Source organism: Leucobacter faecis (assembly GCF_054456695.2).
In genome coordinates this window covers 22,194-34,409 of record NZ_JBTJER020000010.1, presented here as the reverse complement: position 1 = coordinate 34,409, position 12,216 = coordinate 22,194, and the positions used below count along the sequence as shown (strand labels likewise).

General features: G+C 64.5%; 12 protein-coding genes. 10 read left to right on the top strand and 2 right to left on the bottom strand.

Annotated elements, in window-relative coordinates:
* Positions 1 to 52: 52 nt before the first annotated feature.
* Positions 53 to 331 carry a HigA family addiction module antitoxin gene (locus ACXR2W_RS11240; protein WP_489948852.1) on the bottom strand — a complete coding sequence of 93 codons (279 nt, stop codon included), beginning with the start codon at positions 329 to 331 and terminating at the stop codon, positions 53 to 55.
* 17 nt (positions 332 to 348) lie between these two features.
* Complete coding sequence (locus tag ACXR2W_RS11235) at positions 349 to 627, bottom strand: type II toxin-antitoxin system RelE/ParE family toxin (protein ID WP_458816975.1); 279 nt, start codon at positions 625 to 627, stop codon at positions 349 to 351.
* A 115-nt stretch (positions 628 to 742) separates the two neighbouring features.
* Between ACXR2W_RS11235 and ACXR2W_RS11230 the strand changes: the two genes are divergently transcribed.
* The 10 genes from ACXR2W_RS11230 (at position 743) to ACXR2W_RS11185 (ending at position 12,017) form a co-directional block, all read left to right on the top strand.
* Entirely contained in the window at positions 743 to 2,551 is a 1,809-nt protein-coding gene (locus tag ACXR2W_RS11230; protein ID WP_458816973.1) for a glycoside hydrolase family 15 protein, read from the top strand.
* A 43-nt stretch (positions 2,552 to 2,594) separates the two neighbouring features.
* Positions 2,595 to 2,966, top strand: coding sequence for a TA system antitoxin ParD family protein (locus ACXR2W_RS11225; RefSeq protein WP_458816971.1), 372 nt, complete (start codon positions 2,595 to 2,597; stop codon positions 2,964 to 2,966).
* Between the two features lie 9 nt (positions 2,967 to 2,975).
* Positions 2,976 to 3,389: an AAA family ATPase gene (locus ACXR2W_RS11220; protein WP_458816969.1), complete on the top strand. Its 414-nt coding sequence runs from the start codon at positions 2,976 to 2,978 to the stop codon at positions 3,387 to 3,389.
* 82 nt (positions 3,390 to 3,471) lie between these two features.
* A complete protein-coding gene (locus ACXR2W_RS11215; RefSeq protein ID WP_458816967.1) occupies positions 3,472 to 4,266 on the top strand; it encodes a DeoR/GlpR family DNA-binding transcription regulator in 795 nt (264 codons plus the stop codon).
* Between the two features lie 156 nt (positions 4,267 to 4,422).
* Positions 4,423 to 5,724 carry an ABC transporter substrate-binding protein gene (locus ACXR2W_RS11210; RefSeq protein ID WP_458816965.1) on the top strand — a complete coding sequence of 434 codons (1,302 nt, stop codon included), beginning with the start codon at positions 4,423 to 4,425 and terminating at the stop codon, positions 5,722 to 5,724.
* A gap of 72 nt (positions 5,725 to 5,796) precedes the next feature.
* Entirely contained in the window at positions 5,797 to 6,687 is an 891-nt protein-coding gene (locus tag ACXR2W_RS11205; protein WP_458816963.1) for a carbohydrate ABC transporter permease, read from the top strand.
* A complete protein-coding gene (locus ACXR2W_RS11200; RefSeq protein ID WP_458816961.1) occupies positions 6,684 to 7,604 on the top strand; it encodes a carbohydrate ABC transporter permease in 921 nt (306 codons plus the stop codon). The genes ACXR2W_RS11205 and ACXR2W_RS11200 overlap by 4 nt, the downstream gene beginning before the upstream one ends.
* A 253-nt stretch (positions 7,605 to 7,857) precedes the next feature.
* Entirely contained in the window at positions 7,858 to 9,999 is a 2,142-nt protein-coding gene (locus ACXR2W_RS11195; RefSeq protein WP_458816959.1) for an MMPL family transporter, read from the top strand.
* 15 nt (positions 10,000 to 10,014) lie between these two features.
* Positions 10,015 to 11,358, top strand: coding sequence for a sensor histidine kinase (locus ACXR2W_RS11190; RefSeq protein ID WP_458816957.1), 1,344 nt, complete (start codon positions 10,015 to 10,017; stop codon positions 11,356 to 11,358).
* On the top strand, positions 11,355 to 12,017 hold the full coding sequence (locus ACXR2W_RS11185) for a response regulator (protein ID WP_458816955.1): 663 nt from the start codon (positions 11,355 to 11,357) through the stop codon (positions 12,015 to 12,017). Before ACXR2W_RS11190 ends, ACXR2W_RS11185 begins: the two co-directional genes overlap by 4 nt.
* Positions 12,018 to 12,216: the final 199 nt, after the last annotated feature.

The window sequence follows — 12,216 nt, the reverse complement described above, 5'->3', positions numbered from 1 at the left end:
GTGTGACCGGCCGCAGTTAGTAATGTGCCGAATTTATTGTCGACAAAGTTTCTCAGGCTGCATCGAGGCGGCGCACATGGGGCAGACCCGCGGTACGTTCCATTGCAAGATCGTGCGCGGTCTGCATGGCCAGCCAGACTCGAGCGCTACCTGCGCCAGCCGCTTCAAGCCGCACCGCGAGATTTGAAGAGACTCGAGCATGCTCGTGGAGCACACGGCTGAGGGTCACGCGCGAGACTCCCAGCCGGGCGGATGCTTCACTGACTGTGAGATTGAGCTCCGATAGTACGTCCTCTCGAAGGACTGCGCCGGGGTGCACCGGATTTTGCATCACCATGTCTTTTCACCTCAGTGGTAGTCGCGATAGTCGACGAGTTCTACGTCTTGGCCAATAAATCTGAATGTTACGCGCCAGTTCCCATTGACCCGCGTGGACCAGTGCCCAGTTTGGTCCCCTTTGAGCTCATGTAATCGAAAGCCTGGAATGTCGACATCGGCAGGGGCGTGTGCGACATCGAGCACTGACAGAATGCGCGTAAGTTTTGGTACATGATCGCCCTGTACCCCCTTCTTTGAGCCAGTGAGGTAAAGCTGTTCTAGCCCTTTGTGTCGAAAGCTGACGATCATGCCTCATTGTATCGCGTAACGATACACGGGTCTAGGGGGCGGTGTGAATAACATTCTTTGGTGTCCTCCTGACGCAGCTCTGGTGCAGGTTCCACTGCAGTGCCATGATGAGGGCGTGAGCACTCCAATCGAGGACTACGCGCTACTGAGTAACTGCCGCACGGCTGCGCTCGTTTCGAAAACCGGCAGTATTGACTGGTTGTGTCTACCCCGACTCGATTCGCCGTCGGTTCTGGGCAGCCTCGTGGGCGGGCCCGATGACGGACGATGGTGCGTCGCACCGAGGGATCCGGAAGCGAATGCAACACGCGCGTACGCGGGCGGCACCTTCGCCCTCGTGACTCGGTGGGAGACTGCGGGCGGGGTGGCCGAGGTGCACGACGTGATGCCCGTGGCGCAGCACGCGCACACCGGGCAAGACCGCGTCGATGTGGTGCGCCGGGTCGTGGGCGTGACTGGCAGTGTCGCGTTCGACGTCGATGTGCGGCTGCGGTTTGACTACGCGCGGGCGATGCCGTGGGTGCGGCAGGTTGGCAGCCGTGATGCGCCCGCGGTACTCGCGATGGCGGGCCCCGACGCGGTGCTCTTGCGCGGCATGCCGCTCGAAGCGGCAGACCATCGGCACGCGGGCAGCTTCACGATTGAGGCGGGCGAGGTGCGCGACCTCACGCTCACCTGGTTTCCGTCATTTCGCGAGCTGCCCGAGCCGCTCGATGTTGCCCAGACGCTCGCGCACACCGCGCGCTGGTGGCAGGACTGGGCAGATCGCATCGAGTGCTTCAGCGGGTACGAGCGCGAGGTGACCCGCTCACTGCTCGTGCTGCGTGCGCTCACAAATCACAACACGGGTGGCATCGCCGCGGCTGCGACCACGTCGCTGCCCGAGGATTTTGGGGGCGAGCGCAACTGGGACTACCGGTTTGTGTGGCTGCGCGATGCGGCCCTCACGCTCGAGGCGCTGCTCGCCCACGGTTTCGTTGATGTTGCTGAGCACTGGCGCACCTGGTTGCTGCGCGCGGTCGCGGGTGACCCCGCCGACCTGCAGATTATGTACGGCATCGCGGGGGAGCGCAACGTGTTCGAGCACGAGCTGCACCACCTTGCGGGCTACGCGGGGTCGCGGCCCGTGCGCATCGGCAACGGAGCTGCGCTGCAGTACCAGGCCGATGTAGTGGGAGAAGTGCTTGTCGCCCTGTCAGCCGCTCGGCAGGCTGGGCTCAAGGAATCTGAGTTCTCGTGGGCGCTTGAGCGGCACCTTGTGCAGTACGCGGCCGCTCAGATCGACCGGCCCGACAACGGTATCTGGGAGATTCGCGGCGCCCCGCAGCACTTTACGCACTCGCGGGTCATGATGTGGGCTACGTTCGATCGCGCGGTGCGGGCGGTCGAAGAGCATGGAATGCCGGATCCGCACGGCGAAGTCGACCACTGGCGCCGTCTGCGTAACCGCGTTTGCGCCGAGATCGATGCGCACGGGGTCGCTGCAGGCGGATACTTTACGCAGTACTACGGGAACGATGAAGTCGACGCTTCACTGTTGCTGCTGCCGCAAGTGGGCTATTGTACGGCCGATGACCCGCGCATGCTGGCAACGGTGGAGCGCATTGAGCAGACCCTCATGCGTGACGGTCTCGTGCTGCGCTACCGCACCGCCGCAGGGGTCGACGGACTGAGCGGCGACGAACACCCGTTTTTGGCGTGTTCGTTCTGGCTTGTGGAGCAATACGCGGGCAGCGGCCGCGAAGTTGAAGCGCGTGCGTTGATGGATCGGTTGTGTTCGTTTGCCAACGACGTGGGCTTGCTGTCAGAAGAGTACGACCCCGTGAATGCGCGCGCCGTGGGAAACATGCCGCAGGCGTTCTCGCACCTGTCACTCGTGCGCGCGGCAGACGCGCTCGAGCGCCACGCAACCCCTGCGCGGTAAAATTCCTGGTGACACCCATGTATCGTTTTGCTACGCTCGGGGCATGGCTGCAATCTCTCATCCCGTCAGAATTGATTCTGCACTGTATGAAGCTGCGAAATCTGCGGGCTTGACTAACAGTCGCAGCGCCGCCCAGCAGGTAATGCACTGGATTCGTATTGGTCGCGAACTTGAGAATGCTCCTACTACCCGTGCCGCAGACATTCGACGAGTCCTTGCTGGAGATGGCGGGCTCAGCTACGACGCCCTGAACCCACTTGACCAGGCCGTCGTGAGGGCCGAGTGGGAGACGCGTGCAGAGGGGGCACGCGGCAAACTTAACTTCGCAGAAGAGTTTTCCCAGCGGGGACTCTCATTCAGCGAAGCAGACGAGCAAGGCAACGTGGTTACGCATCACTCGGAGCAGCCAAAGTAGCGCCACAACATGTCAGACATGCACATACTCGCTGGCCCCAATGGGGCTGGCAAAAGTACATACGTGGAGCGTGTGCTGGGCCCGACAATGGGTCTCCCATTTGTTAACGCAGACAACATCGCGCGAGAGCAGCGACCAGAATCTCCAGAGGCATTCTCGTATGAGGCTGCGCAGATCGCAGCCGCGGTTCGTCACCACTACTTTCAAGAGCGCCGGTCATTCATCACAGAGACGGTGTTTAGCCATGTCAGCAAGCGTGATTTAGTGGCTGAGGCTGTCGCCCACTCCACCACCTTTCTCGACAACAGTTCAGCGGCGCATCCGTTTAGAGCGGTCGCTGAACTGAGCCAGGGCCATTTGCTCTACGAACCCGCGTGGCCCGTTTGGACACACGTCGACATTGCCTCACGCTGGCCCGGCTAAAGACGCGCTCGAGCGCCACGCAACCCCTGCGCGGTAATGTTCGATCTTGTGCGAACGGCGTGGGCCTCATACGATGTGGCACATGGCAGCCCCAGATCTTGGCCCCGAGCGGCGCGAACGCATCCTGCAACGAGTGACCGATCGCGGCACCGTGCGCGTGAGTTCCCTGGCCTCCGAGCTCGACGTGTCGCTCATGACCGTACGGCGAGACATCACGATCCTCGCAGACGAGGGGCGGCTTGAGCGCATTCATGGCGGTGCCAGGCTGCGCGGCGGCCATGTTGCCGAGGAGCCGCTACCGAGCGTGAAGGGGCTCATGAGCCCGGCCGCGAAGCAGGCGATCGCCGCGCTTGCTGCGAGGCAGATTCAGCCCGGTGAAGTGATCGGCATCGGAGCTGGCACAACATCGCTGGCGTTCGCTGAGTATGCCGCGCGCATTCCAGACCTCACCGTCGCCACGAACTCCGTGCCGGTCGCGCAAATACTGTGGGCCCACGGCAGCACCCGCGTTATTCTCACCGGCGGTGAAGCGACGCCGTCGCAGGCGCTTGTGGGACCCATCGCGCTGCAATCACTGCAGCCGCTGCACCTCGACACCGTTGTGCTCGGTACGCACGGCATCGACCTCGAAGCGGGCTGCACCACCCCGAACCTGCTTGAAGCGCAGATGAACGAGGAACTGCTGTCGCGCGCCAGGCGCAGCGTCGTGCTCGCCGACGCCGAAAAATGGGGCGTCGTGGGGCTGACGACTTTTGTGCGGCTCGCTGACCTCGATGTGCTCGTCACCGATGACGGCCTGCCGCGGCAGGCGCGCGAAGCGCTCGTGGAGGCCGGTGTTGAGCTGCTCATTGCTGAGGCGGCCGGATCCGGCGCTTGAAAAATGACGGTCGTGCGCAAAGCAATGATTGATAGATCGCGCTAATGTAACAATTGCGAACAAAAGCAACATGCAAACAACAGTTTTGTGACACAATGCGATGCATGAGCCCACGGGTTCTCGTTTTGCACAGCTTGGCTATTCAAAGGAGAAGAGATGCTTAATCGAAAGAAGCGTTGGGGCGTAGGCCTCGCGATGCTCGCGGTCACGGCCCTCGTCGGCTGCTCGGGCGGCGGCTCAGGCGATGCAGGCGGCGACGCAGCGTCGACCAAGGACGTTGAGGTGTTCACCTGGTGGGCGCAGGGCTCAGAGAAGGCCGGCCTCGAAGCACTCGAGGGCGTTTTTGCTGAGCAGCACCCCGACTACACGTTCGTCAACGGCTCGGTCGCTGGCGGCGCTGGCTCAGCCGCAAAGGATCTGCTGCAGAGCCGCCTGCAGACGAAGAACCCGCCGGACTCGTTCCAGGCACACGCTGGCGCCGAGCTCACTGACTACATCTCGGCCGGTCAGCTCGAAGACGTGTCAGACCTGTACGACGAGTATGGGCTGAAGGACGCGTTCCCCGCCGACCTCGTCGACCTGCTCACCGTAGACGGCAAGATTTACTCGGTGCCGTCAAACATTCACCGTTCGAACGTCGTATGGGCAAACACCGAGGTGCTCGAAGCCGCAGGCGTCGACGCAAGCACCCCGCCCGCAGACTTCGACGCGTGGGTGGAGGACCTCGAGAAGATTAAGGCTGCAGGCCAGACCCCGCTCTCGGTCGCGCAGACCTGGACCCAGGTGAACCTGCTCGAGGCCGTGCTCATGTCGAGCCTGGGCGCAGACACGTACAACGGTCTCTTCGACGGCTCGACCGACTGGTCGGGTGCCGAGGTGAAGGGCGCGCTCGAGCACTTCGAGACGCTCATGGACTTCACCAACACCGACCGTGACGGGCTCGACTGGCCCGAGGCGACCCAGCTGGTCATTGACGGCAAGGCCGCCTACAACGTCATGGGCGACTGGGCGGTTGCAGCGTTCCAGCAGGCAGATAAGAAGGACGGCGAAGACTTCACCTACTTCGAGATCCCCGCAGACAAGGGCAACAGCGACAAGATCTTCGGCTTCTTGGCCGACTCGTTCACGCTGCCCGTGGGCGCGAAGAACCCCGACGGCGCGAAGGCGTGGCTCGAGACGATCAGCTCGGTCGAGGGCCAGGAAGCGTTTAACCTCGCAAAGGGTTCGATCCCGGCTCGCACCGACGCCGATAACTCGAAGTTCCCCGCCTACCAGCAGACGGCGCTGAAGTCGTTCGCTGACGACAAGATTGCCCCCTCGATCGCGCACGGCGCTGCCGTGCCGGTCGCCTGGTTGAACGCGATCTCTGACGCAACGAGCCAGTACACCTCGGGTGCTACTGACATCGCCGGCTACCAGACGGCGCTCGCCGAGGCAGCGGCGAAGTACACGAAGTAACCGTGACAGGTTCGGCCCCACCTACTCGGGTGGGGCCGAACCGTTTCATCACCGGCCCCAGAAGGAACTCTCATGCGAAAATATGCAGCCCCGCTGCTGATGGTCGCGCCGTCGCTGATTCTGGTGGGTGTGTTTGTCTACATTCTCATCGGCCAGAACTTTTGGACGTCACTGACCGACAATCACACGGCCGCGCAGGCCAACGGTGTGCAACCCTCGAACTTTGTCGGGTTTGAAAACTACACCAACCTCCTCACCGATAAGGCGTTTCAGCACTCGCTGATCAACCTTGCGCTCTTCACTGTCGTGTTTCTTGCGGGCGCGATGATCGTGGGATTCGTGTGGGCATGGATCCTCGAGCGCCCCATCAAGGGCGGCGGGTTCTTTCAGACCGTGTACCTCTTTCCCATGGCCGTGTCGTTTGTCGCATCGGGTGTGGTGTGGCGGTGGCTGCTGAACTCCAATGAGGGAGAAGACGCGAGCGGCCTCAACCGACTGTTTCAGATGGTCGGACTCGACTTTCTGCAGAACCCGTGGTGGAACAACGTTACGTTCGGCATCATGGCGATCGCGTTGCCCGCGGTGTGGCAGCTATCGGGCTATGTCATGGCCCTCTTTCTTGCGGGCTTTCGCGGGGTGCCCGTCGAACTGCGCGAAGCTGCGCGTGTCGACGGCGCGAGCGAGTGGCAGGTCTACCGCCACGTTATCTTCCCCGAGCTCACTCCCGTCGTGATGAGCGCGCTCGTGATCATCGGCCACATGTCACTCAAGTCGTTCGACCTGATCATGTCGATCTCGAACCCGTCGAACTACCAGACCAAGATTCCTGCGGTCGACATGTTCGTCTTCAAGTCGAGCTTCGACTACGCCAACGCGGCAGCGGTCGGCATGATTCTGCTCGTTATCGTCGCGATTCTCATCGTGCCCTACCTCATTCACCAGCACAGGGAGCGCAAGTCATGACCGCCACCGAAGCGATCGCCACAGGCGGGGCCGGCGCGAAGCGCGCCAAGAACGCGAACGGCGCGACAGGCAACCCGGGCAAACCGAGTAAGCGTGATGAGTCGGGTACCGCCCGCACCGTGCGTTACGGGCTGCTTCTCGTGGGCATGATCTTCGTCTTCATTCCCGTCTACGTGCTCGTCATCACGAGCTTTAAGGGCATCGGTGACGCGACGGCAGACAACGCCTGGTTCTTGCCCACAAACTGGACCCTCGAAAACTGGCAGCAGGCGTTCAACGAGCTCGGCCCCTCGATGGGCCGCACGCTCTCGATGGTGATCCCGTCGACGCTCATCTCTGCGGTGCTCGGCTGTCTCAACGGCTTCGTGCTCTCACGCTGGCGGTTTCCCGGCGCCGACCTCGTGTTCACGCTCATCTTGTTCGGCATGTTTTTGCCGTACCAGGCGGTTATTATTCCGCTCGTCAACATGATGATCGGGCTGAGCGTGCCCAGTGGCATTCCCGCCCTGATCGTGTTGCACATCGTCTACGGCATTCCGATCACGACGCTCATCTTCAGAAACTACTTCGAGAGCGTGCCGCACGAGCTCATGGAAGCCGCCAAGGTCGACGGCGCGGGCATGCTGCGCACGTTCTGGTCGGTGGCACTGCCGATCGCGACCCCCGGCTTTGTCGTGGTGATCATCTGGCAGTTCACGGCCGCGTGGAACGATTTTCTGTTCGCCGTGTTCTTCTCGGCACCGGTCAACGGCCCCGTGACTCTCGCGTTGAACAACCTGGCGAACGGCGCGATTCTCACGAACTACGGCATCTCGATGGCCGGTGCTCTGCTCGCATCGCTGCCCACCGTGATCGTCTACGTGATCCTGTCGAAGTACTTCATCGCGGGCCTCATGTCGGGCTCGGTCAAGGGCTGACATAACGGTGCCCGGCATCTGTTGTACCCCGGGCATCCAAAAAAATATGCGCGACTATTTCCGTCTAACCGCGAGTCATAAGCGGAAGTAGTCGCGCATATTTTCGGATACGGGGTCGGCGGGGTCGACCAGGTTGGGGGCGGCCTGGTGAGAAGTCGTCGCCAAATCTACCCCGCACCTCACCCAAAAGGATGACGAGAAGACCACCCGAGTGCCCGATGCCGTGCGCGGCCCGCGCTGGTGAGCTAGAAGCATGGCTCAAACTCAACAATTTGGCGCGGTCGCACACGCGCTCACCTCGAAGCGCGGCGCACGCGTTTCACTCGTGGCGGTGCTCGCCGTGATCATCGCACTCTTCGGGCTGCTCTCGGGAGTCGAAGCCCCAGGCGGCAACGCGCAAGCCCCCGCAGACTCTGAATCGGCGCGCGCCGCCCAGCTGCTCGACACGTTTCCTAACGCAGACGTGCAACCGGTGCTCGTCGTCGCGACGCGCACCGACGGTGGCGAGCTCACCGCTCACGATCAGTCGGCGCTCGAAGCGCTCACACCGCGCCTCGAAGAAACCGTGGCGCGGCACGGCACCGATCCGGCACGAAAAGACGCGCTCAAAGCGACCGGGCCGATCATGAGCGAAGACGGGGCCGCAGGCATTCTCGTCGTGCCGCTCGAGACAGGCGAGAGTAACACCGAGACGGCGGCCACGATCGGCGAGCTGCGCGACGCGCTCGCCGAGAGCGGACCTGCGGGGCTCGACCTCGAGGTGACGGGCGGCCCCGCGTTTGGGGCCGACGTGGCCGCGTCATTCGAGGGCGCCGACTTCACGCTGCTCGCGGTGACGATCTTGATCGTCGCGATCTTGCTCATCGCGACCTACCGCTCGCCCGTGCTGTGGCTGATTCCGCTCGTTGTCGTCGCGCTCGCAGATCGGCTCGCGAGCCTCGCGACCGCCGCCGCGGGTAACGCGCTCGAGCTGCAGTTCGACGCCGGCATCATCAGCGTGCTCGTGTTCGGTGCGGGCACGAACTACGCCCTGCTGCTCATCTCGCGCTACCGCGAAGAGCTCACCCGCAGTGATGATCACCGCGTGGCGCTCGCGGCCGCGTGGCGCGGCACCGCCCCCGCCATTCTCGCGTCGAACGTGACCGTCGTGCTGTCGCTCGCGACGCTCGTGTTCGCGGTGATTCCAGGCACGCGCGGCCTCGGCCTCTCGGCTGCCCTCGGCCTCGTGATCGCGCTCGTCGCGGTGCTCTTCGCCCTGCCCCCGCTGCTCGCGGTGTGTGGCCGCCGCGTGTTCTGGCCGTTCGTGCCGCGTCCCGGTGAAGCTGCGGGGCGGGGGAGCATCTGGCGCCGGATCGCTGACGCCGTCGTGCGCCGCCCCGTGCGTTCGCTCGTTGCAGGCGGGCTGCTGCTCGCGGTCATGGCGACGGGGCTCTTTGGTACGAGCGTGGGGCTGAACCAGGTCGACAAGTTTCGTGTGCAGGCCGAGTCGGCGACCGGGCTTGAAACGCTCGCGGAGCACTTTCCGGCCGGCGAAGCACAACCCACACTGATCGTGACGAACTCGGCGCAGGCGGGCGCCGTGATTGACGCCGTGAACACCGTCGATGGGGTGGTGCGGGCGCACCCCGCGGGCGAAACCGTGGTTGCTGCCGAAGCTGGTGCGGGCACAGCCAGTCTCACCAAGGTGATGGTCACGGGCGAGTACGCACCGGGCACCCCCGAGTCGCTCGCGCAGGTCGAACAGTTGCGCGAGGCGGTGCACGCCGTACCGGGGGCAGACGCCCTTGTAGGCGGCGGTGTAGCCACCGATGTTGATGCCCGTGCGGGCAACGCTCGCGACCTGATCGTCATCGCACCGCTCGTGCTGGGTGTGAGTTTCATCGTGCTGCTAGCGCTCTTGCGCTCGCTCGTGGCGCCCGTGCTGCTGCTCATTACGAACGTGGCGAGCGCCGCCGCCGCGATCGGCGCGGGGGCCTGGCTCAGCCGGGTCCTGTTCGACCAGCACGCGCTCGACCTACAGGTGCCGCTTCTCGCGTTCCTGTTTCTCGTGGCGCTCGGCATCGACTACACGATCTTTCTCGTGCATCGGGCCCGCGCCGAGGCGAGCGAACACGGAACCCGCGAAGGGATGGTGCGGGCCGTCACCCACACGGGCGCAGTCATCACGAGCGCCGGTATCGTGCTGGCAGCGGTCTTCGCGGCGCTCGGCGTGCTGCCGCTCGTCACACTCGGTCAGCTCGGCCTCATCGTGGGCGTCGGCGTGATCGTTGACACGCTCGTCGTGCGCACCGTCATCGTGCCCGCCATCTTTGGGCTGCTCGGTGACAAGATCTGGTGGCCGAGCAAGCCGGCCGCGCACCACACCGAGAAACCTCAGCGCACAGCGCGCAAGTAGCGCAGAATAGGAGCCATGACCATGGTGACGCAGCTGCCCGGAGCCCCTGGCGCCAGCCGCCTGGGCCCCGCCGCCGCGACAGCCCGAGCGATGCGCGTGGGGCAGCACGCCATCGCCGTGGGGCTCACCGCGATAGGTGTGGTGCGCGCCATCGGCGACGGCACCGACATCGCTGCAGCGCTCGCCGCCGGCATCGCGGTGCTCGCCTGGCACACGGCGGGCGCGCTGCTGCCCGCTCGTGCCCCGCGCGCGGTCACGATCTGGTGGTTGGTCGGTTTCGCTGCCGTGTGGGGTGCGGCGGTCGCGGTGTCGGCCGAGTTCGTGTGGCTCGCGTTCTTGCTGTGGCTGCTCGCGGGGCACCTGCTGCCCGGCTGGTGGGCACTCGCCTTCTCGGCGCTCGTGTACACGATCGTCGCCGTCGCCCCGGTGCTGCATCACGGTCACACCAGCTACGCCAACATCTTCGGCCCGCTCATCGGCGGCGTCTTTGCGCTCGGCATCTCGCGCGGATACCTGCAGCTCTTGCGCGACGCCGCCGAACGCGAGGCGCTCGTCGAATCACTCACCCAGGCCCGGCACGAAACCGAGCTGCTGCAAGACGAGCTCGCGCTTGCCCAGCGCCAGTCGGGTGCGATGGGTGAGCGCGCCCGCATCGCCCGTGACGTGCACGATACCGTCGCTCAGGGCCTCTCATCCATTCGGCTCATTGCGCACGCCGCCAGTTCTGTGTCGGTGCCGCGCGGGGAGACGCCACCCGGCCCGCTCGAGCAGATCGAACAGCTCGCGGGCGAGAGCCTTCGTGACGTGCGCCGGATCATTGCGGCGCTCACCCCGGCCGAGCTCGAAACGGGTGCGCTCGCGGGCGCGCTCGAGCGCATGATCGACCGGTTTGCACACGAGCACGGTACGGAAGCAGACGACACGGGTGGTGCTGCGGCCGGCACTGTAGGTGGCGCCGGGAGCCCGGCGGCGGCCGAACCTCAGGCCCGGCTACACGTCGACGAGGCGCTGCCGCAGCTGCCCGTCGACATCGAGGTGGCGCTCTTGCGCGTCGCGCAATCGGCGCTGGCGAACGTGCGCCAGCACGCCCGGGCGGCCCGCGTTGACGTCACCCTGTCGGCCGCAGGCGGTGAGGTACGCCTCGACGTGCGCGACGACGGGGTGGGTTTTGATCCGGAGCTTGAGCCAGCCCCGCGCGCCGGGGCAGCCTCGAGCTTTGGGCTGCGGTTAATGCGTGAGCGGCTGCGCGACCTGGGCGGCGGGCTCGACATCGAGAGCGCGCCGGGTGAGGGGTGCGCGATCAGTGCCTACCTGCCGCTGGGCGCAACACGAGAGGCGACAAAGGAGAACACTCAGTGAGTTACAGTGATGACGACCTCTGCGGCAACGTCGATGAGGGCACGATCACGGTGATCATCATCGACGATCACCCGGTGGTGCGCAGCGGGCTGCGGGCCGTACTCGAGGCCACCGGCCGCATCGTGGTGATCGCCGAGGCACCCACCGGCGAGATGGGCATCGAGATGGCCGAGCGACGCTGGCCAGACGTGGTGCTGTGCGACATGCGGCTGGGAGACGGCATCGACGGTATCGAGACCACGAGTCGGTTGCACGCGCTAGGCACGCCGCCCGCCGTGCTGATTCTGACCACGTTCGACCGCGACGCCGAGCTGCTCGGAGCGATTGAGGCGGGGGCGGCGGGGTACCTGCTCAAAGATTCGCCGCCCGAGCTGATCATCGAGGGTATTGAGCGCGCAGCCGACGGCGAGCTGTTTCTGCCGGGTGATCTCGCGGCGCGCGTGCTCAAGGGTATGCGGCAGGCCCGCCCCAAGCTGACCGAGCGCGAGCTCGAGGTGCTGCGCAAGGCCGCGACGGGCGCGACAAACCGCGAGATTGCGCGCGCCCTGTTCGTGTCTGAGGCGACCGTCAAAAGCCACATGTCACACATTTTTAGCAAGCTCGAGGTCGACAGCAGGTCGCGCGCCATACGCGTCGCCACAGACACCGGGCTCATTTAGCGCTGCGCGCCGAAGGATTAACTAACTTGTCATTCTGCGCGACGAAGGAGTCGCAGAATCCAGGGCCTGTGTTTCGGTGAAAAGTGTTTCGTGAAAGCTTTGGTGCAAATGTTGCGGTGTTTTGGCCTGGTTGCCCGCAACTTTTGTACCAAAGCTCGACCGCGCACGAGCCGTGTGATTGCCGGTCGCCAGCGACGGT